The organism is Zooshikella sp. RANM57 (assembly GCF_050749885.1).
Taxonomy (GTDB): Bacteria; Pseudomonadota; Gammaproteobacteria; order Pseudomonadales; family Zooshikellaceae; genus Zooshikella.
Genome location: NZ_JBOIUB010000002.1, coordinates 420,328 through 441,724, shown reverse-complemented (window position 1 = coordinate 441,724; position 21,397 = coordinate 420,328). Strand labels below are relative to the sequence as shown.

Genomic DNA, 21,397 nt, shown 5'->3' with positions numbered 1-21,397 from the left:
AAGAATAGCAACAGATACACCTGTTGCTCATGACGTTGTTTTTACAACGCTTTAATCAGTGATCGTTATTATCTATTTAAAGTCACTTTTTATAGCCACTTTAGGGTGGTTAGTTAAAGGTATTTAGTCTCTGTTTGTCTGTGAGTTTTAAGGGAAATTACACAGACAGTGTTTGTTGTTGTGCAGACCACTCGTGCTGCAGTAGACCATAAAGTTCAGTATCAGACATTTCACCATTAACAATCCAACGCTCTCGTAGTAAACCTTCTTTGTTAAAACCAAGGCGTTGTAATATGCGTTTTGAAGCATGATTGCGTGGATCGATATCGGCTTCTAGACGATGTAAATCAAGTGCTGTAAACGCAAAGTGAATAAAGGCATTCAGCGCTTCATGCATCAATCCCCTACCCCAATGGTCTCGTTTTAACACATAACCCAGCTCAGCTCGTCTGGAAGCTTGATGAATGCTAAAGAGCGTGCATGTACCAATAAGCTGTGCTGTATTTTGATGTTCTAAACCAAGGCATAGTGCTTGCTGGGTTTGATAGTTAGCGATACAACGCTCAATAAGTTCGTCAGCTTCATGTATTTTTTTTATGGGTGGGCTGCTCCAATAACGCATGGTTTCCTGGTCAGAAAATAGGGAAAAAAGTGCTTGGGCATCGTGAGTGGTTATCGGGCGTAATGTGAGTTGGGAGGTATTGATAGATACGGTGTTAAAACAGGTCATCGTTCGCGCAATCCTTTCTTGGTATTTGATTATGAAATTGGTCTTTGCTGAAGTTTGTTGTTGTGATTAAATTCTTTCATTTAGAATACAGTTGACGTTTAAGGATGTATACGTGCAAATATCAGTTTATATAGCAACCAGTTTGGATGGCTTCATTGCGCGAAAAAATGGTGATATTGATTGGTTAGAAAATGCGGGAAATGGAGACAGTACGACAGATTTTGGCTATGAGGATTTTATGTCGTCAGTAACCTGCTTAGTAATGGGACGTAAAACCTTCGAAAAAGTATTGTCATTTCCTGAATGGCCTTATGACGGTAAGCGGGTTATTTTGCTGAGTCATACACTATCATCCGTGCCTTCTGAACTTGAAGGTAAGGTTGAACTTTATGCTGGAGATATACCCATGTTAGTCGATCGGTTAAAACATGAAGGCGAGCGGCGGGTCTATATTGATGGCGGTGTAACCATTCAAGCATTTTTACAGGCAGAATTAGTGGATGATATAACCATCACACGGATTCCCGTTATTATTGGCGAGGGATTACCATTGTTTGCGCAAATTGGTCATGATGTTTCTCTGACTCACATAGCGACGAAGGTTTATGATAATGGCTTTGTGCAGTCAACGTATCAGTGTTAATGACGTTACATAGTGGATTTGAAGCTCTTTTGGGCACCTCTAAAAAAGTGTATTTTTAGAGGTGCCCTTTTTATCCAAAGGCTGCATAACGCCCTTCGAACACGCCGTGAATCCTTCCCTGGAGGCTTGGTTGCGGCAAACAGTTCGATGTGCATTATCCAGCCTTTGTTTGTCAGTGGCCTACATCGAAATACCATAAGGATTCAAATAATGATTGAGGTATAGCTATGAATGGGCTGGCTGGGTGTGAAACTATTTTTTATGTTGAGCAAGGAGTTTATCCAGATTATTCGCAAACTGTTGGCGATCACTTTGGCTCAGTGCAGGAGAGCCTCCTGTATCAATACCACTGCTGCGTAAGGTGTCCATAAAATCACGCATATTGAGACGTACTTTAATATTGTCTTTGGTATAGAGTTCACCCCGAGGATTAAGGGCGATGCCGCCTTTATCAATCACTTCAGCCGCTAAAGGAATATCCGCAGTGATCACCAAATCACCCGCTGCTGTGCGTTTAACGATTTCATTATCGGCCACATCGAAGCCTGACGTCACTTGCAGAAATTTTATAAAGGGTGATTTAGGTACACGCAGTGGTTGGTTGGCAATCAGCGTGACTGTCGTTGCAGTGCGCTCTGCAGCTCTAAATAATATTTCTTTAATCACAACAGGACAGGCGTCTGCATCTACCCAAATGTTCATAATTTTCAGCAACCTTATATTTGGCTATTTATGTGCAGCATATACCCATAATGCCGTTAAGATGTAAAGGCCTTTAGCCCTGCAAGATTAAATCGATGAATAAAATCGTTAATCCTGCGGCACAAAGCATAATGATCCGAATGCTTAAATTATAGAGGATAGGCTGCCCAGGAATCACATAGAGTATAAAGGGTACACTGTAACCAATCATGGCATTGGTCAGTGCAGCGGCATTATTGGGTTGACCAAAGGCATAGACCAGGTAGCTGACGATTAACAGATGGCCTAGCAAAATCAGTAAAAGCTGGTCGGTTTGACCCAATGTCATGATGAATAATAGGCCTACCAGCACACATCCCGAGAGCTGACCAATCATACGCTGGTTGTATTTAGCGACATCCCCTTTTTTGAGAGACATGACAGCGCCAATAATAGTGATAAACACAAAGACGCTGTCTTTTATGTTAAAAATTAAATAGGCACCAAGGGCTAACGATAAAATAATACCAATGCAGATCATATTGCCTGTCAGTGGTTGAGATTGATCATTTTCGGGAGGTTTCGGTACTAATCCTGGTGCCGGAAATAGAAAAAAAATAGGATACATCAATACCACGGTAATGATAAATGACCAGTAATAATCGGCCAGTAAGGTTCGAGTTGAAACACCCGAAAATCCCAGTATTAAAAACAATGACCAGCTAATTAAGGCAAAAAACCAAGGTGTTTGATTATTATGTTTAGCCGTGTCATGAATAGCGTAAAAACATAACCAGGCGGATATAAGCCAGGCAATAAAAGGATGATTTGCCAATATATCGGTTAATAAACTAGCTCCTAAGGCTAATAACAGACTTTTACCTGTAAGTTGCCACACTAATTGAAAAGATGCTTTGGGTAAATTGATATAAATAATGACCGGAAACAGTAACCAATACATGGGTAGTTTCCAGTTACCTGTTAAGCCAATAGTGGCACCCACCATCATACCCAGGATGATGCGTATAGGTCTGTGGAGTGCAGGATTAATTTTTTTTATCATTACAACACCATACGTGTCAAAGATACTCCGTGCATCCAAATACGGCTAAGTACTGACCAAATTCCTGACTGTTGAGGGACTATCATGGCGGATGCTCGTGAGCCAACAATCAAATTTTTGGGTGTATGATTAAATTGAATACGGACGCGAATACGTTGTTTAGGTCTGACCCAGTGTGTGTCATTTTGCACATCGGCGGCTGACCCTAAGGCTGCTTTGGCAGAAGAAACGGCAGTGTCGACACTACTGATATAGCCTTTGACTAGAGTGGTTGGATTGGCATCAAACACCACTAATGCCTGGCTTCCTGGTTTTAGCTGATCACCGCCTTTTTCAAGAAAGTCTACCGCAAGCCACTGGTTTTCTTGGGCAACAAGCGTGAGCGCCGTTTGCCCAATATGCAAATATGTGCCTTTTGTTAAAGCCAGGTTGGTGACCGTTCCAGCACTTGTCGCGACAATTCTGGTACGACTGACATTGTATTGGGCTTGTTGTAGTTGATTAAGAGCCAACTTGAGTGCCGCATTATCACCATCGCTTTGGATTTTTGCGTGAGCATTAATGACCGCATTATGATTAATAACAACCTGTTGTTGGGCATGAACAAGCTCAGTATCTGCCTTTTCTAAGGCTTCCTTATTGAGAAGTCCTTTACTAAAAAGCTGTCTGACCCGCATGGTGTGTGCCTGCACTTGTTTTAAATCTGTTTGAGCTTGTTTTTCCCTGGCTAATGTTTGTGTAATAGTGGCTTGTAATCCTTGGTTTTGTTCAAGCACTTGAGCCAGTTGTGCTTGGGCATTTTCCAGCGCAAGTTGATAGCGCTCAACATCAAGATCAAATAAGTGGTCACCAGGCATAACCTGATCACCATTGCGCACATAAATCGCAGTAACCTTACCTGCGACCTCTGGTGCTATATCAATAAAACCGGCTTGAATAACGCCTTGGGAAGAAAATGGTGCATAAAAGTCAGCAGCTAACAGAAAACCACTGAGCAGTACCACAATAGCAAATAAACCAAACGAAAGGCGGGTAAGCGCCCGATTAGCCATAGAAACCTCGTTAAAGATATAAGAAAAAAGAAGGAAAAACTTGAATGTTAATATTGTTGCATGTGCAACATTATAGCGATATATGTTGCACATGCAACATTTTTTGTTAAGCTAGCGTTACGTTGAAAATGTTCATATAAAATAAATGGTTTTTAGGGGGCGGCATTGTGCGGTTTAGTGAAATTGATGTGTTGGATGAGTCAATATTTTTTGCGGTAAGCAGCTTGCATTATGTTATGCGGCAAAAAATTACACTGGCTTTAGAACCATTAAATATTACCTCAGAAATGCTCGGGTCCATGTTGATTATTGCGGATAAAGGGCCGTTAACAACTAATCAGTTTTGTTGTTACCAAGGTCGTGGGCGCTCAACTTCGAAACGCATTATTGATCGGCTTCAGCAACGTCAGTTGATTGCACTTGATGACAATGAGTGCGATAAGCGTGTTAAAAATATCCGTTTACTGCCAGCAGGTGAAAAGTTACTTAAGCAGGGATTACAAGCCATTCAACAAGCACGGCAGGCATTAGAAAAAAAAGTCGGTACTAAGCAGCTAACACAGTTTATGGCCAATGTCAGAGAAATGTATACGTTGTTGCAGGATGATCCTGAGTAAATTAAGAGGCATGACTTTCCTGTTTGGGAATCCAGCTATTACCAAACCGATGCCAGGGCCATAGGCCTGGTTTGGACACGTCTGCCTGGATTAAAATGGCTTCCCCTTTTTCTTTTTCACCAAGCCTGAAATAGTAACGATAAATCAGCTTAGCAAGCTGTTTTTTTTCATCAGCATAGGGTGGTTCCTGAAAAAGTGCGTTAAAGCGGTGTAATGCCATGGGTAACCAGTTAGTGGGGAGTGGTTGTTTTACTTCGGCGGCACAACGCGCTGCATTCACTAAAAAGTATTGAGTTTCATGGCCGATTTGATGCTCAATGGTGTGATAAAAATAAGGAAAAAGCTGTGTAGGTTCATAATGAAGAATAAAAAGATTATTCAAGGCTAAATCGTGAAGAGGGTCTTTTTCCAAAACATTTCTGTAGGTAGTAATGGCAAGTCGGGTATTGCCTTTAGCATGATGGGCTCGGCCAATATGCACAAGGGCATCAACCCAGCCAGTCATATCATAGGCTTGATTCAGATGTTGAAATGCCGCAGAGGAATTACCTTGATCAGTATAAATGCGGCCTAATAATAAGTGATATTCTGGTTCATCAGGCTGTTGTGCTAATAATGTCTGGGTTAACTGCATTGCTTCATCGTATTTATTTTGATTAATTAACCAATAGACTAATGTGCGTTTAAAGTAATCATAATGACTAAAATAATGATTGCAAAAATACAGTAAATCCAATCTTTTTTGTAATTCGTTGTGTTCGATAAAAACATGCTCTAAATAACGGGCACAACGATAAGCGGTATCTTCAGACTGCTGTTTTAACCATTCAAACAATGTTTCATTGTTATCATGTTGATGATATGCGTACCAACTTGAAAGAATATTATTGGTTATCACCTGTTGTTTGATGCATTGCTCTATATAAGAATAACGTTGTGTGCTATTGGTTTTTTCAAGCACCTGAAGTTTGGCATTAATGAACCACTCATCCTCAGGCTCATATTCCAACGCCTGATGAATTGTTGACAGTGCTTCATCGTATTTTTCTAATCCCATAAAACAGCGTACTTCTGAGACCATCACATGGCGAGTTAATCCTTGTCGTTGTTCAATGGTTGCCAATTGATCAGCGGCTTGCTGAAAATGATCGTCCATTAAAAACAGGCGTGCAGCAATAGCGGCTTTAGCCGCGCTGGAGAGATAAATTGTATAATCATCTAATTGCTGTAATGCCATTTGCGTATTATTGTTATTGGCAAGGTAACGTAGCACTTGCTCAATATAATTAAAATTATAGGGATATAAATCTAAGAGTTTTTGGGCACAGTGAGCGGCTTTCTCATACAGCTGATTATCATGATAAACCTCAAGCATACGGCTAATAGCCCCAGGTGAAAGCGGTGCTATTTCTATACTTTTAGCATACCACTGCATGGCTGACTGTAATTCACCCTTTTTATCCAGTATTTGCGCTAACCGGTAATAGGCCCCTGCATAGCCTGGCATTTGCTGGGTAATGGTTTGATACATTTGCTCGGCATCATTTAAATAACCCGCACATTCTTTAAAGAAAGCAATATCAAATGCTATGTCATAACGCCATTGATTGTCTTTCAATGCTGTTTTTTGCCACTCATATAATAAATAATTTGCTTGTCGGCTTAGGCCTCCTCTTTCTATGGCCTGATTAAAACACAACAGTGAAAAAGGTTTATGACCTGGTAAATCCTCAGGTAAACAGCCTTTTAATGCCCTAATCTGATCACTGGCCGGACTTTGTCGATGACGTTGGTCGGTAATACCAAAATAAACAGCATAAAGATAACAGGCTTCAAACCAAGACAAGTGTTTTATAAAAGTGTTGTTTTCGGTTAAAGCGATTAAATCCTGATAATCGTTCTCAGAAAAGGGTTTTTGTTGGTACCAGGCTACTTTTAGCGTTTGCCATTGCGTGGTGGGTGTAACTTCGGTTGGTTCCTGTTGATCGTGATTGTCAGGTAGTGACGCTGTTGCATTGTCTTTTTCGTGTTCAAAGGGGCGTAATGAAATCTCTGTTGGTAACAGACTTCGGCCCTGGCGTAATAAGGTTTTGGCGAGATCACTACGATCCTGTTGTAAGTACCAATCAGCGAGTTTGTCATAATTCCAGGGTAATAGTGGTCGAGCCTTAATACATCCCTTAAGGGCTGCTTCGTAATCCAAACCACTGCTGCCCTCCCCTAACAGATAAGCATACTCCTCTTGTAGTTCATAGATGCTGGGACAGGCTTTAATTTGTTCTTGTAACTGTTGGCAACGTGTTTGATAGGATTCGGCGTAAGGTCGGATCAATCTGAGTTTACGTTTAATACTGGTCGATTTAGGGGATAGATCAATCGCCATATTGGCACTGTCCAACGCATCATCCATCAGCCCTAATTCATATTCGGCTTCTGCTTTATACATCCATAAATGTTCAGCAGAGGGTGATTTTGTCAAAAGCTGATTAACACGGGTAAATACTTCAGGCCACTGCTGTTTTGCTCTGGCAACAATGAGTTCCAAATAGTGAGTAAAACCTGTTGGCAGATCATCATGTTGTTGACGGTAGGTATTCACCCACTGTTCAAGGAATTCGGTATCACCGCAATTTAATATTGCTTTTAAGCGCGTAACGTTGTGCTGTTGTTGGTCATCTGCATACTGCTTCATGCACTCGGCAAACTGTTGAGGTGACAGACAAATACCATAGGCATATATGTCTCGGAGGTAGGCACAAGGGCTATTATCATTAATTTTTTGATAGGTAAGTGTTGCCTGATCAGTAGCGTTTTCAGCGGCATATTTACTTAAGGCAATTAACTGTTGTGCATCTTCATGGAAGGGATAACCCGGTAGTTTAGTTTGACTCTGGTGAGTGATAGCAATCAGATAATTACCCGCAGCTTGATAGGCATCGGCTAAGTAATCTTCATCAACAAATTTGGGACTGAGGGATTCAGGGTCGCGAATATAAAAGCCCTGTAATGCGTCATCATAGCCAATAATGACTTCAACATGCGCCATAAATAAAGTGAGTAAATGACCGATCAGGGGGATACCCTGGTTTAACAGCAGTTTGATGGCTGCGGGGGTATTTTGTATGTAGTGGACAGTAAAGCCATTATTCTCCAGGTAGTCTTGCATGCGCCACAGCTCAGTGCCTTCATGACCTTGCATGTTTTGATAAAGCTGTCGTGGATCTAGGGTGATACCTTGAGCATGGGCACACATCGTAATGGCAGTTGGCACACACAGAGAAGGTTCCTGACACATGACGGGTACTGAAATAAGTATTTTTTTGGCATCAGTGGGTGCATTTTTAAGCCGTTGGTAGAAAGAAGGATACGCTGCTTGAGCTAATTTAAGTGCTTCATCTTTCTGATTGTTTAGCCATAATAGATTGACTTGCGTTTGCTCAATCAGGCGTAAATCGGCATTAGGCCAACGGCTTTTTAACTCATTCAAACAATGAATTGATTGGGTTAAGTCGCCAATAAAATAATAAAACTGCGCTTTATAGTGTAAAAACATTAAATCATTAAAATGTTTGGCAGTGGCCTGTCGTAATATTGTACTGGCTTGTGTGAGTTGACCTCGTGCCAGCAGGTTGGAAATCAGTAGACAGTAGCCGTCTGCCCGCTGAGGATAACTTTTGATGGCCTGTTGGCTACAGGCAATGGCAGCATCCCAATCCCGTAAATAACCATAAGCAATCGCCAAGTGACGCCAGGCTAAATAATGTTTTGTCGGAAGTTGTGTTTTTAAATGGGCAATGTGTTCATAGGTTGAACTTATCAGTCCCATTCTGGCGGTAATGCGGACAACAATCGCTTGCTGTAAGGTCCGTTCATCGGGTGTTAAACACAGATGGCTCATGGCTTCTGCTTGGGCCAGGGTATCGCGAATATTTTCCCGTTGAGCTCGAATACCCAGCCATCGTAATTGAATACCTGAGTGGTTTGGAAAATACTTAGCCGCAATTTTAATAAGGGCATTCCCAGTATTGCTTTTTCCTGCGGCAGTGAGGACATCATCCCAAAATAAAGCATCGGCAGGTTGGTTGATCAATTGCTCTTTATCATGACGGTGTTGGTTGAATGCTTGATAAGCCTGAAAACAGTCGCCTTTGGCAAAAATAAGGTAGTGTTTTCTCGCATGACGAGAAAGAAGACCATAAAGTGGGTGGTGGCGACGAAATAACATCAATGAAACTACCTAAAATCAGAATAACGTAAAATAACTGACTGATTAATCAAATATTAATGCTGGTTTGAAGAATAAAACCAAGCTATTTCAGTCACTTAACGATTAATTTGAAAATAATTTGTTCACTTAAGTTTTCCTTAAGTTTAGCTAAGTACGCTTTTTTGTATCCATCAGGTTGGTGAGAGAAAAGTGTATGCAGTCAATAGAACAACAGCAGTCTTCCCAGTGGATATGGTCATTAACCACCGCTCACCCACGCAGAAGTGAGGTTGAGCAGTTTATTCAAGGGGGGTATTGGCGTTATTTTAATGCGTCTGAAATTTCTTTTTTACCCGAATTAACCAGTTTATGGGTTAACAGTCAATTAAAGGCAGCGGCAGGTTATTGCTATGCTGCACATCAAACACTCTTTTTAGAACTTTATTTGAATAAGCCTATTGAGTCCTTGTTAGCCCTTCGTTGGCAGCAGGATATTGTACGAAAGGACATTCTGGAAATTGGTAATTTATTTGCTTCGTTCAGTGGAGGCTTAAGAACTCTTATTATCTTTTTTCTAAGGCTGTGCCAAGCACAACAGATTCCGTATGTTGTCTTTACCGCAACTAAACAGTTGGCGGGTTCATTTCGACGGCTGGGGGTGCCACTTTATGCCCTTGGTAAAGCATCAGCCGCTGCATTAGGTGATCAGCAACAGTATTGGGGGCGTTATTATGAGCATCAACCTCAGGTAGTGGCATTACGGGTAAGTGATGTTGCCGCAGTCCTACCCAAGCTTCAACAAGGACTTCGTTTTGCGCAAGATGTGGAGGTTCACTGATGCGCCAGCAGCTTTGGCACCGATTGCGCCATTGGCAGCAAACCAAGCCTGCATCATTGGCACTTGAAGATGAAAACCAGCAGGTTACATGGGAACAGCTACCCCATTTGATCGAAACAGTTACTGATGCCCTTGCCCCCTGTGGAGGACAAGCTGTTGGTTTACAGTTAGAAAATGGCTGTCCTTGGGTTATTGTGGATTTGGCACTGCTAAGCCGGGGGAATCCTGTTGTCCCCCTACCCTCATTCTTTAGCCAGGCACAAATCTCACATGTATTGAATGATGCGAACCTTCAATGGTTGATAGTTGATCAACCACCTCATTGGTTACAGCCTGCACTGATTCAGCAGCAGTGGTCGTTACCTCTGGGACTTTCGTTGATTCAACTGACTCCAGCCAATAGTGCCCTACTGGCTAGTCAGTCTTCTCGATTAGGACGAGGTGTGGCAAAAGTCACTTATACCTCAGGTACGACGGGTCAGCCAAAAGGGGTTATGTTAAGTGCCACTCATCAACTACGTGTCGCTCAAGCACTGGCAGATCGATTGGCACCACTTGGCTTGCAACGGCATGGATGCTGTCTACCACTGGCTGTGCTACTGGAAAATGTAGCCGGTGTGTATACCGCGTTATGGCAAGGTGCCACTGTCGTAATACCTGCATTATCCAGCCAAGGTTGGCAACAAAGTCGGCTAGTGGATTGGACCCAGTATTTAGCGACCTGGGTCTGCTTTCAACCTGACTCGTTGATTTGGTTGCCTGCCATGTTACGGCATATTGTTCAGCAGCCGGATCTCTCTTTACTTAAAGATAAACTGACGGCGGGTGTTCGGTTCATTGCGGTGGGTGGCGGCAAAGTGACCAGTGCATTACTACAGCAGGCTCAACACCAGGGATTGCCTGTTTATGAGGGATATGGCTTGTCGGAGTGTGCATCAGTGGTCGCGCTCAATACGCCATTTGATAATGTGCCAGGTAGTGTGGGCCACTTACTCCCACATTTACAGGCACAGTGCAGTGCACAGGGTGAATTGATCTTACAAGGTAATACGTTTTTAGGGTATTTAGGTCAGCCTCGTTCAGCCAAACGAAGCGTATGTACTGGCGACTTGGTACGACTTTCTTCATCCAGCAGGCTTACAGTGTATGGTCGTTGTAAAAACACCATTGTGACCAGCTATGGGCGTAATATTAATCCTGAATGGGTTGAAGCTGAGGCTGAAGCCTATCCGACGCTGCAACAGTTTGTGCTGCTTGGGAATGAGCACATGGATCTGACGGCGCTGATTTTTTCGACTGCCTTGGAAGACGACATTATCCACTCGTTATTAGCACTGAATAAATCATTACCCGATTATGCTCAGGTACGTCGTTGGCTTCGCTTAGTTGAGCCAATGACGGTAAGCAATGGCCTGCTTACCAGTAATGGACGCTTGCGGCGTCAGGTTATTCAAGAACGATTTCAGACTGATTTGATGGCATCAAATCAGTCAAAGCTTCGGATGGTGCCCACTACTGCCATTACCAATAATGTAGCTGCGGTAGTGGGTACTGACGGATGAATTGATAGGTTTACCAAGACTCGCTCATTTAATTAAAGAGGTTTTTAAACAATGGGATTTTATACTCAGTTACAAGATGCAACCGCCGCAGTCCGTCAGCAAATGCTGGATGCGCCGGTCTTTACAGCAGTACCTGCGGGTAAAGTACTACTCTCAACGTATACCACGTTTTTAACCCAGGCCTATCATCATGTAAAACACACGGTTCCTCTGTTAATGGCCTGTGGCGCACAACTCGGTCCTCGTTTTCCTGAATTGCAGAAAGCGATTGCTGAGTACATTGCTGAGGAAATGGGCCATCAGGAATGGATTCTGGCGGATTTGGCTGCTTGTGGTATTGATGCGGAGGAAGTACGACATGGGCAGCCTGAGGCACCTATTGAACTCATGGTGGCCTTTTTATATGACGCTATTCATCGTGGTAATCCATTAAGTTTATTTGGCATGGTTCAGGTCTTAGAAGGCACTAGTATAAATCAGGCTCATCGGATGGCCGATGCCTTTCAGACAACTTTGAACTTACCTGACCAGGCCTTTAGCTACTTACGTTCACATGGCACGCTTGATGAAGAGCACTGGCAATTCTTTACTGGGTTAATGAATGGTATCACTGAGCCAGAGGACCAACAGGCCATTATTCATAGTGCAAAACGTGTATATCAGCTTTATGGTCAAATGTTGCACACGTTACCTCTACCAGAGGATGTGACTGGTTATGGTAATACTTTTGCCTTAGCAGGATAGGAGGTATGGTGATGCACAATAAACCTTATCAAGGAAAATTCATTGTTTTAGTGGGTGCGACGGGAGGTATTGGCCAAGCTTTAGCAAAACGCTTGGCTGAGTCTGGTGCAACATTGTTACTTGTAGCACGCAATGAGCAGCGGCTGACCCTGCTTCAGCGAACGTTACCTGGGCAGCACCATTGTTGTGCTACTGACCTTACTTCGGCTGAAGGTAGGGAGAAAATAGTCAGTATGGTTCCCCCTTGCCAACCCCTAGACAGTGTTATTTTTACAGCAGGGATTAATGAGTTTCGTTGGCTGGAAGAACAGTCACCTGAAATGGTGAGCCAGTTAATGATGACGAACTTAACCTCGGTGATTTTACTCACGCATCTACTTTTACCTGTTGTCAAAGCACATAAAGCGCAACTGGTCTATATTGGTTCCACTTACGGTGTTATTGGTTATCCTGGATTTGCAGCCTATTGTGCGTCAAAGTTTGGCTTGCGTGGGTTTGCGCAGGCGCTTGGGCGAGAGCTGGGTAATGAAGGTGTCTCGGTTAAGTATGTTGCACCTCGAGCAACGGATACCTCGTTGAATGATGCCGCTATACGACAGCTTCTTCAGCAGACAGGCAGTCATTTAGATTCACCAGAGGTGGTTGCACAACAGGTTATGCTGGCTCTGCGTGCAAAGCGTAATGAATGGTTTATTGGCTGGCCCGAAAAGTTATTTGTTTGGCTAAACCAGCTTTGCCCTAGTCTTGTAAGTCGCGCTATACGCAAACAGTGGTCAACTATCCGCCACTGTGCTGAAGCTCAGCGTGTTGTGTAGGGATGAAAATGAGGTTTCACAGATTAAAGGAAATCACGAATGCGAGTGTTACTCGTGGAAGATGACAGTATGTTAGCGGATGGTCTGTGTGATGCGCTACAACTGTCAGGGTATACGGTTGACTGGTTGGCGCAAGGACAGCCAGTACTCAGTAGTTTGCGTCACCAGGCATTTGCGGGGGTGGTTTTGGATTTAGGATTACCTGATATGGATGGTATACAGGTTATAAAACAAATACGCCAAGCGAAAATTGATTTACCTATTTTAATTTTGACTGCACGTGATGAGATTGATGACCGGGTTCAAGGTTTAGATGCTGGTGCTGATGATTATCTGGTTAAACCCTTTGATGTGGAAGAGCTTAAAGCCCGGTTACGTGCTTTGCTACGACGATCGCAAGGGCGGCAAGATAATACCATCGTTTTTGGTGATATCACCTTAAACCCTGAAAAACACCAGGTCTATTATCAGGAACATGAAATTACGCTGAGTCGGCATGAATTTAAGTTGCTGATGATTTTATTAGGACGCCCCGGTAAAGTCTTTACCAAGGAAATCTTACAAGAGCTGGTATATGGTTGGGATAATCCACCTGAAAGTAATTCAATAGAAGTGCATATCCACCATTTACGAAAAAAATTTTATACTTCGTTAATTAAAACAATTCGTGGAGTGGGTTATTGTGTTGAAAAAGTACCTGCCTGAACCTTCTATACGTCTTTTTTTATTTTCGGGGGTGTTAGGGCTGGTACTTTTTAGCACGTTGATTAGTTTGATTATTTCTTACCGAAATTCACACCATGAAATAGAAGAGTTATTCGATGCACAACTTGCTGAACAAGCACGCGTTTTATTACCTGTCGTAGAATATTTTTACGCACAACAACAAGCGTTGAGTTCGAATAACACAGATAAAACGAAATCTGATTCGGGGGTATTCCCTTTCGCAAACCAGGTGCTCAGTAAATCGGGGCACCAAATCGTTAATGAGCCTCTGGGCCATCGTTATGAAAAAAAAATAGCCTTTCAATTTTTAACACATCAAGGAGCACTTCTTTTACATTCTGCGAGTGTACCAGAGCAGCCCTTTGTTGAACCTCAGCCTGGTTATATCAATGTTCATTACCAAGGGCATCAATGGCGTTGCTTTTTACTACAAAATCCACAGACGCAGCGTTGGCTGCTCGTTGCTGAACGAGATGATGTGCGTGGAGAACTAATTGAAGAAGTTGTTGAACAAGGAATAATGCCAATGGTCCTGCTTATTCCTTTGTTGTGTTTTTTATTGTGGCAAGTCTTACATCATGGTTTAGCACCGCTTCAGCATTTAGCCGAAGTAATTGCCAGTCGCAGTCCTGATAACCTTGATCCCGTACAGGGCATCCTTCGACGGCGGGAAATTCAACCGATTATTCTTGCCTTAAACCAGCTTTTTTTGCGATTACAACAAGCCCTTGATCGTGAAAAACAATTTACTTCAGAGGCAGCACATGAGTTAAGGACACCTTTGGCGGTTTTGGGTTTATATGCACAAAATGCATTGCAGGCAAAAGATGCAGGAACACGTGACAGTGCATTACACAAACTCATTCTTGGTATTGAACGTTGTAGTCGATTGGTTCAACAATTACTAACACAGGCACGTGTGGACAATGTACAACAGCTGACGTTTGAATCAGTTTCATTGAATAAATTAATTCGGGAAACCATTGCTGAACGTATGCCATTGGCATTGGCAAAACAACAGCAAGTTGTTTTCAATGATCATCATCAGTCTGTTGTTATCAAAGGTCAGTCGACATGGCTCAGTATTTTGGTGAGTAATCTGTTAGACAATGCGATTCACTACTCTCCTGTTGCATCAGAAATTGACGTTGAGTTGACTGAACAAAATGGAGTGATTGTGTTACAGGTTCAGGACTCAGGTCCTGGTGTAACGGATGATGATCTACAGAAGCTAACCACACGTTTTTATCGCGGAAATGCTTCTGGTGCATTGGGTGCTGGATTGGGCCTTGCGATTGTAGAGCGGGTTGTAGCATTACATCATGGTTATTTATATTTTAAAAATAGAAATGATGGATGTTCTGGTTTAATCGTGTGTATTCAATTGCCAAGCGATCAACATAAATAGGAGAATACTCTAATATAGCCGCGGATATAATAGATATTCTCCTTTCTTAATTGCTTATAAATTTACAGCATCATAAGTCTCTTTTTCTGTATTCATTGTGCATTTACGGAACTGAATACCATATTGATGTGATAGCTTGCCATCTATGGTATCTGTGGTGATTAGACCGCGTGCATTTGAATTACCACCATCATTGACTCTTAACTCGGTATTTATGACCACAGGCTCTTTGGCTCCACAGCTTGACCAAACCACTGAGTGAAGACCTAGGCGATCACTGATAAGGTAATTATCATCGTAAGGGCCATTAAAATCAGTTTTTAGGCGAGCTTCCTGTGGATACCTGGCAAAGAAATAACGGGATTGTTGAACTGCATTCACGCCGTTTTCTAAGGAAGCATATCCCCGATAATTAACATCTACAATGGTAAATGCATAACCATTGGGGATGTTAAGTTGTGCCGTTAATGTACAGTTTTTACGACTTTCACGATAAGGTACACTAGGTCCAACTTCGGCAATATAAGCATCAAATCCCAATACAAATGATTTTCCATCAGGTGCTACCGTGGTGGAAACGGTACCAGAAGGACAACCCGTACCTGAATTTTTAACCAGGTCAATAGTGACAGGTATTGAACTACTGGCAGAGGCAATAGATGCAAGCGTTAAACCTGTAAAGAGCGTAAAAACGTTAGATAAACTGAGTGCTTTAATCATCATCAATCCTTGAATAGACAGTTTTCTATTTTGGGTATATCAATCGGGTTTTTCTTTATAAAAAACAACTCAATTACATAGGAAGCGTTGTAATTTATGCATTTAAAATATGACAGCTGTAAAATGATTTAATGAAGAATATGTTGGTGTTGCAAGGTAGGAATTTAAAAGCTTCGTAACGCACGCTGAATGTGATGATTAAAACATAAATAAACAGAAGGCAGGCCCGTTGGGCCTGCTTTTATTTTAATTGAAAGATAATTCGCTGTTTTCTGCTTCACTATTCAGGTTACAACGTCTGAATTGAATACCGTATTGATGAGATAGCTTGCCATCAATAGTATCAGTTGTGATAAGGCCTCTGGCATTACGATACCGACCATTTGAAACGCGAAGTTCGGTATTAATAACAACAGGTTCTTTGGCGCCACAACTTGACCATACAACAGAGTGAAGTCCTAATCTGTCACTAATTAAATAGTTGTCATCATAAGGACCTTGAAAGTTAGTTCTCAAGCGAGCTTCTTGTGCATAACCCGCAAAGAAATAACGCGATTGTTGCATTGCCGTAACATGGCGGTCAAGTGAAGCGAAGCCTCGATAATTAACATCAACAATGGTAAATGAATAACCATTAGGGATATTAAGCTGTGCTGTGATAGTACAGTTTTTACGGCTTTCCCGATAAGGAACACCAGGCCCTACTTCGGCAATATAAGTATCGAAGCCTAGCACAAATGATTTGCCATCAGGTGCAACGGTGGTTGATACCGTACCAGAAGGACAACCCGTACCAGAGTTTCTGACTAAATCAATGGTGACAGGGATTGAACTGTCTGCTGTTGAGAGACCCGCAATGGTTAAGCTGGAGAATGCTAGAAGTGTGGCGCTAAGTTTACGTAATGTAAATTGCATGATTCATTCCTTGATAATGTTATTGTTTTACCTGCCTACTGTTTTATACCCTTCGCGAATCATTTTTAGAGCCTTCTTGACCACCAAAAATGGTAAGAATGCAGTTTATGCAGACGTATTTGACGGTCGCCCCCTAAATATCATTCGCTGTGGGCATCATGAAAAATACACCCTAATTTTACAGATACCACCATAAATATACCTTGCCCTTTTTATAACTAATATCTGTTATTTGGATGTATTTACCCTACCCTTAAGTTGTTATTTTTGGCTTTTTTGGTTGTTATAATTCGCTGATGCATGCATTGTGAGCATACAACGAGCGTCTGTCCTGGCGCTTTGACTGTTTGACTCCTAAAAAACAACGCTAAGGGTTTATACAAACGATTTTCAGTAGGTCATTACATATTATCCTCTTGTAATGACTGAGCACCGCTTGCAAATTCAGATGTAAATATTTTTAATTAGGTTTTATTTTATTTATTTTTTCTAAATTAAATTTATCTTTTGATTAAAGAGGTTTTTATTATATGTTGTTATTTTTTTAGTGTGTAACACTTATGATGCGTTCACTAAAACAGTGACCGTAAAAGCCTGCTTTTTTAGGTGTTAACTGTATTATATGCGACAAATTTTTTGCTTGATCTATAGCAAGCGTTTTGGCTTAACCTTGTGGTTAAAAGTTTGTATCTCTTATACGTTTATTCTGTGACAAAAATAAGTCAGTAGTACTTCTTTATCAAAAGGAATTTATTTTTTGTGATGGGTATCAAATTACTGTTGGGGTGGATTGTTGAGTAAGATTTTTGATGACATTGCACTACTTTAGACTATGCTTAGAAAGCTGTAATCGGATTATAATGATTTTAGTTCAAAGTATTAATCTTTGCCTTTGTAGAAGAAAGCTATTTTTAAATGCTGTATTTTTCCTGGTTTATGTTTGGTTTGGTGCGTTGCTCTGGTTTTTGCGCATTAAAATGTTTTGTGTTATAAATATTTTGTATAACAAGGATTGGCTATGGCAAGTATCACTGAGTTTGGTATGACAAGAGGGTGACAGGTACGTTGCCAGATAAATACAAACTTTAACCAGCTAAACAATTCAAAAGAGTGGATTTATACATCATATGTGTGGGATTGCAGGCGAATTTCGTTTTGATCAACAGAGTCCGGATCTTAGTTTTGCTGATGTCGCGAATAGAATGCAGGCAACACGAGGGCCTGATGCTTCTGGCATTTTTGCTCAAAATAATCAGTTGTTTGCCCATCGTCGTTTAAAAATTATGGATTTATCCCATGAAGCGCAACAGCCCATGGTTGATATGACGCTTGGATTGGGTATTGTTTTTAATGGTGCTATTTATAACTATCGGGAAATTAGAAAAAGATTAATTGATCAAGGTTATCATTTCTTTTCGGATGTTGACACAGAGGTGGTTTTAAAAGCCTATCATGCATGGGGGAAAAAATGCCTGGACCGTTTTAATGGGATGTTTGCATTTGCCATTTGGCGTATTGATGGTAGTCAGCTCTTTTTAGCACGAGATCGGCTGGGTATTAAGCCTTGCTATTATGTAAAAAATCAACAATTTTTTCGTTTCGCTTCTTTTTTGCCTGCATTATTACATAGCTCACATGTATCTCATGAGTTAGACCCAGTCGCAGTACAATTTTATTTGAATTTTCATGCTGTAGTACCTGCGCCTTCAACCCTTTTTAAAGACATACACAAGTTGCCTCCTGGTCACTGGTTAGAAGTAAAGGATGACGGCAGTGTTCAGCAAGCTTGTTGGTGGCAAGTTAATTACGAGCGATCAGCGGATCATGAAGCTCAGTCAGTAGATGACTGGCAAATGATGCTACAGGAAACCTTGCTGCAGTCGGTACGTCGCCGAAATGTGGCTGCTGTTGATGTAGGTATCTTATTATCAGGTGGTGTTGATTCTAGTTTGTTAGTGGCGTTATTAGCAGAAATTAAAGGTTCAGAAATTCAAACCTTTTCCATTGGTTTTGATGCTGTGGGAAATGAAGCCGGTGATGAATTTCAATACTCTGACATGGTTGCCAAACAGTTTGGCACGACGCATCACCGCTGGCGGGTAACTGAGCAGGAATTGCTTAACACCCTGCCTCAGGCGATTAAAGCGATGTCCGAACCAATGGTAAGTCATGACTGCATTGGGTTTTATTTACTGGCCCAAGAAGTGGTTAAACATTGCCATGCGGTCCAAAGTGGTCAAGGTGCCGATGAGATATTTGCAGGTTATCACTGGTATCCACCTTTGTTAGATACCAAGGATGCTTTTACTCGTTATCGCCAAGCGTTTTTTGATAGAAGCTTTAAAGAGTATGAAGAAACTGTTGATACTGCCTGGCGTATTGCGAGTGATGAAGCGGGAGATTGGGTTAAAGCACATTTTGCCCAGCCTGGCGCGCCACTGCCCTTGGATAAAGCCCTGCGGTTAGATACCACCGTGATGTTGGTTGAAGATCCCGTCAAACGAGTGGATAACATGACCATGGCACATGGTTTAGAGGCAAGGGTGCCCTTCTTGGATCATGAGCTGGTTGAACTGGTGGCGAAAATGCCTCCTGCGATGAAAATTCAACAAGGTGATGGCAAGTGGTTATTAAAGCGCTTAGCCAGACAATGGTTACCTGTTGAGGTGATTGATCGGCCAAAAGGTTATTTTCCTGTCCCTGCTTTGAAATATCTGAAGGGTACAGTGCTAAATCAAATTACGGAGGCGCTTCATCAACCTCAAGCTAAACAGCGAGGATTATTTAATTCCGCTTATTTAAATAAGTTATACCAAAATCCTGAAGCTCATATTACGCCATTACGCAGTTCAAAATTGTGGCAGCTAGGATTACTTGAACTTTGGTTGCAAGCACAAGGTATTTAACATGACTACCCGTTTGCGGAATCGGTCACGGATTGTACGAAAACAACAGCCTTCTTTTGAGCAGCTGCAAGCAGCTTGCTTGCGTGAGGAAAATGACCGTAGTCAGCCCCAAAATGTCACAGTGGATTGTGGTTGGGGAATATTGATTATGGGGCATACGTTTGCATCCACCGATTTGATTGCGAAGCCTTTATTAGAAGAGCCTTCAGGTCAACGAAATATTGCTTTTTATGTTGATCAGCCTCATGTGCTTTTAGCCAATGCACCACAGTCATTTTTTTTAGACCCGTCTGATACCTATCGTTTATGGATGACAAATTATCGACCTCGGCAACGTATTATCAGTAGTATTACCGTTCGGCGTGCGACGTCGAGTCTTGATGCAGAAGCATTGAATACCATTTTATTAAAACGAGGTATGGTCCCTATTCCGATTAAGCATATTTTACAACACCGACGTTCAAAGAAATTGTTGTATTTGGTGGCAGTAGACCGAAAGTCAGGCGAAGTGGTAGGTACGGTGATGGGGCTTAATCATGAAAAGTTATTTGATGACCCCGATAAAGGCAGTAGCCTGTGGTCTCTAGCGGTTTCGCCAGAGTGTAAACACAGTGCAGTGGGTGAAGTGTTGGTGCGTTATCTTGTTGAATATTTTCAGGTTCGAGGATGCCAGCTTCTGGATTTGTCTGTGTTACATGATAATACAAGTGCCAAAGCACTCTATAAAAAGCTGGGTTTTGAGCGTTTAAATACCTTTGCGGTTAAAAAGAAAAATGCCATTAATGAAAAATTATTTGTAGGGCCTCAGGCTTGCCTAAAGCTAAATCCTTACGCCCAGATTATTATTGATGAAGCACTGGCTCGTGGTATAGAAGTTGTTGTTGATGATGCGGCTGAAAGTTTATTTACCTTACGCCATGGCGGGCGAGTTATTCGTTGTAATGAGTCATTAACGGATCTTACCTCTGCCTATGCATGTAAGCTTTGCCAAAATAAATGGTTGACGCATAAGACGTTAATGCGTGCTGGGTTAAAAGTACCTGAGGCCTTGTTGGTTGACGATGACAATACCGAAAAAATTCAGGATTTTATTGATAAAGTAGGATCAGTGGTTGTTAAACCCTTGGATGCTGAGCAAGGTCAAGGTATATCCGTGGGGCTCTCAACGCTGGATGAAGTGAAGACTGCCATTCAGTATGCGAAACAAGTGTCCTCCCAGGTGTTACTGGAAAGCTTTCATCATGGGCTGGATTTACGAGTGTTGGTGATTGATGATCAGGTTGTTGCGGCTGCTATTCGAAAGCCTGCTGAAATTGTGGGGGATGGGGCGAGCTCTATTCGGCAATTAATTAGCAAACAGAGTCGGCGCCGTCAGGCTGCAACGGGTGGTGAGAGTACAATCCCTGTCGATCAGGAGACCATTCGTTGTGTTAAGCAGGCTGGATGGACGATAGATGATGTATTACCACAAGGAGAAGTGCTCCAGGTACGAAAAACGGCTAATTTGCATACGGGAGGCACGTTGCACGATGTAACGGATAGCTTGCATCCGGATATTGCTCAAGCAGCTCTGGAGGCGACGAAAGCCTTAGGTGTGCCTGTTGCTGGCATTGATTTTATGGTGCCTGATCCTGGGCAAGCTATTTATGTCATTATTGAAGCAAATGAACGGCCAGGCTTGGCAAATCACGAACCGCACCCGACTGCGCAACGGTTTGTGGATATGTTATTTCCTATGACGAAACAGCATTAAGCTATCCAGCTGGAAGG

General features: G+C 42.1%; 17 protein-coding genes. 10 read left to right on the top strand and 7 right to left on the bottom strand.

The window, feature by feature from the left end; genetic code table 11:
- Positions 1-157 precede the first annotated feature (157 nt).
- Entirely contained in the window at positions 158-730 is a 573-nt protein-coding gene (locus ACQ96U_RS06590; RefSeq protein ID WP_431720447.1) for a GNAT family N-acetyltransferase, read from the bottom strand.
- Between the two features lie 112 nt (positions 731-842).
- Here ACQ96U_RS06590 and ACQ96U_RS06585 point away from each other — a divergent pair, with 112 nt between their 5' ends.
- A complete protein-coding gene (locus ACQ96U_RS06585) occupies positions 843-1,373 on the top strand; it encodes a dihydrofolate reductase family protein (protein WP_431720446.1) in 531 nt (176 codons plus the stop codon).
- Between the two features lie 252 nt (positions 1,374-1,625).
- Here the strand turns inward: ACQ96U_RS06585 and ACQ96U_RS06580 are convergent, their stop codons facing one another.
- The 3 genes from ACQ96U_RS06580 to ACQ96U_RS06570 all read right to left on the bottom strand — a co-directional run bounded on the left by ACQ96U_RS06580 (position 1,626) and on the right by ACQ96U_RS06570 (position 4,169).
- On the bottom strand, positions 1,626-2,075 hold the full coding sequence (locus ACQ96U_RS06580; RefSeq protein WP_431720445.1) for a YaiI/YqxD family protein: 450 nt from the start codon (positions 2,073-2,075) through the stop codon (positions 1,626-1,628).
- Between the two features lie 73 nt (positions 2,076-2,148).
- Positions 2,149-3,117: a DUF2955 domain-containing protein gene (locus ACQ96U_RS06575; RefSeq protein WP_431720444.1), complete on the bottom strand. Its 969-nt coding sequence runs from the start codon at positions 3,115-3,117 to the stop codon at positions 2,149-2,151.
- Positions 3,117-4,169 (bottom strand): HlyD family secretion protein, encoded by a 1,053-nt coding sequence (locus ACQ96U_RS06570; protein ID WP_431720443.1) that lies wholly within the window; start codon positions 4,167-4,169, stop codon positions 3,117-3,119. Before ACQ96U_RS06570 ends, ACQ96U_RS06575 begins: the two co-directional genes overlap by 1 nt.
- Positions 4,170-4,336: 167 nt before the next feature.
- Between ACQ96U_RS06570 and ACQ96U_RS06565 the strand changes: the two genes are divergently transcribed.
- Positions 4,337-4,786 carry a MarR family winged helix-turn-helix transcriptional regulator gene (locus ACQ96U_RS06565; RefSeq protein ID WP_431720442.1) on the top strand — a complete coding sequence of 150 codons (450 nt, stop codon included), beginning with the start codon at positions 4,337-4,339 and terminating at the stop codon, positions 4,784-4,786.
- A gap of 1 nt (position 4,787) precedes the next feature.
- On the opposite strand, the gene ACQ96U_RS06560 is transcribed toward ACQ96U_RS06565, so the two are convergent.
- Positions 4,788-9,011, bottom strand: coding sequence for a tetratricopeptide repeat protein (locus ACQ96U_RS06560; RefSeq protein WP_431720441.1), 4,224 nt, complete (start codon positions 9,009-9,011; stop codon positions 4,788-4,790).
- A 196-nt stretch (positions 9,012-9,207) separates the two neighbouring features.
- Here ACQ96U_RS06560 and ACQ96U_RS06555 point away from each other — a divergent pair, with 196 nt between their 5' ends.
- From ACQ96U_RS06555 to ACQ96U_RS06530, 6 genes are read left to right on the top strand one after another with little or no spacing between them, the layout of a single operon-like run.
- Positions 9,208-9,831, top strand: a complete 624-nt coding sequence (locus ACQ96U_RS06555) for a thermostable hemolysin (RefSeq protein WP_431720440.1) — start codon at positions 9,208-9,210, stop codon at positions 9,829-9,831.
- Positions 9,831-11,393, top strand: coding sequence for an AMP-binding protein (locus ACQ96U_RS06550; RefSeq protein WP_431720439.1), 1,563 nt, complete (start codon positions 9,831-9,833; stop codon positions 11,391-11,393). The genes ACQ96U_RS06555 and ACQ96U_RS06550 overlap by 1 nt, the downstream gene beginning before the upstream one ends.
- A 51-nt stretch (positions 11,394-11,444) precedes the next feature.
- Positions 11,445-12,137, top strand: coding sequence for a TenA family transcriptional regulator (locus ACQ96U_RS06545; protein WP_431720438.1), 693 nt, complete (start codon positions 11,445-11,447; stop codon positions 12,135-12,137).
- 11 nt (positions 12,138-12,148) lie between these two features.
- Positions 12,149-12,952, top strand: coding sequence for an SDR family oxidoreductase (locus ACQ96U_RS06540; RefSeq protein WP_431720437.1), 804 nt, complete (start codon positions 12,149-12,151; stop codon positions 12,950-12,952).
- A 39-nt stretch (positions 12,953-12,991) separates the two neighbouring features.
- Positions 12,992-13,657 (top strand): response regulator, encoded by a 666-nt coding sequence (locus tag ACQ96U_RS06535; RefSeq protein ID WP_431720436.1) that lies wholly within the window; start codon positions 12,992-12,994, stop codon positions 13,655-13,657.
- Complete coding sequence (locus ACQ96U_RS06530; protein WP_431720435.1) at positions 13,635-15,086, top strand: ATP-binding protein; 1,452 nt, start codon at positions 13,635-13,637, stop codon at positions 15,084-15,086. The genes ACQ96U_RS06535 and ACQ96U_RS06530 overlap by 23 nt, the downstream gene beginning before the upstream one ends.
- Before the next feature lie 54 nt (positions 15,087-15,140).
- On the opposite strand, the gene ACQ96U_RS06525 is transcribed toward ACQ96U_RS06530, so the two are convergent.
- Positions 15,141-15,806 (bottom strand): DUF4360 domain-containing protein, encoded by a 666-nt coding sequence (locus tag ACQ96U_RS06525; protein WP_431720434.1) that lies wholly within the window; start codon positions 15,804-15,806, stop codon positions 15,141-15,143.
- Positions 15,807-16,052: 246 nt separating this feature from the next.
- Positions 16,053-16,721: a DUF4360 domain-containing protein gene (locus ACQ96U_RS06520; protein WP_431720433.1), complete on the bottom strand. Its 669-nt coding sequence runs from the start codon at positions 16,719-16,721 to the stop codon at positions 16,053-16,055.
- A 1,127-nt stretch (positions 16,722-17,848) separates the two neighbouring features.
- On the opposite strand from ACQ96U_RS06520, the gene ACQ96U_RS06515 reads away from it, so the two are divergent.
- The gene (locus tag ACQ96U_RS06515; RefSeq protein WP_431720432.1) at positions 17,849-19,627 is read left to right on the top strand and encodes an N-acetylglutaminylglutamine amidotransferase; all 1,779 of its coding nucleotides are present in this window, start codon (positions 17,849-17,851) and stop codon (positions 19,625-19,627) included.
- A gap of 1 nt (position 19,628) precedes the next feature.
- The gene (gene ngg, locus ACQ96U_RS06510; protein WP_431720431.1) at positions 19,629-21,380 is read left to right on the top strand and encodes an N-acetylglutaminylglutamine synthetase; all 1,752 of its coding nucleotides are present in this window, start codon (positions 19,629-19,631) and stop codon (positions 21,378-21,380) included.
- Positions 21,381-21,397: the final 17 nt, after the last annotated feature.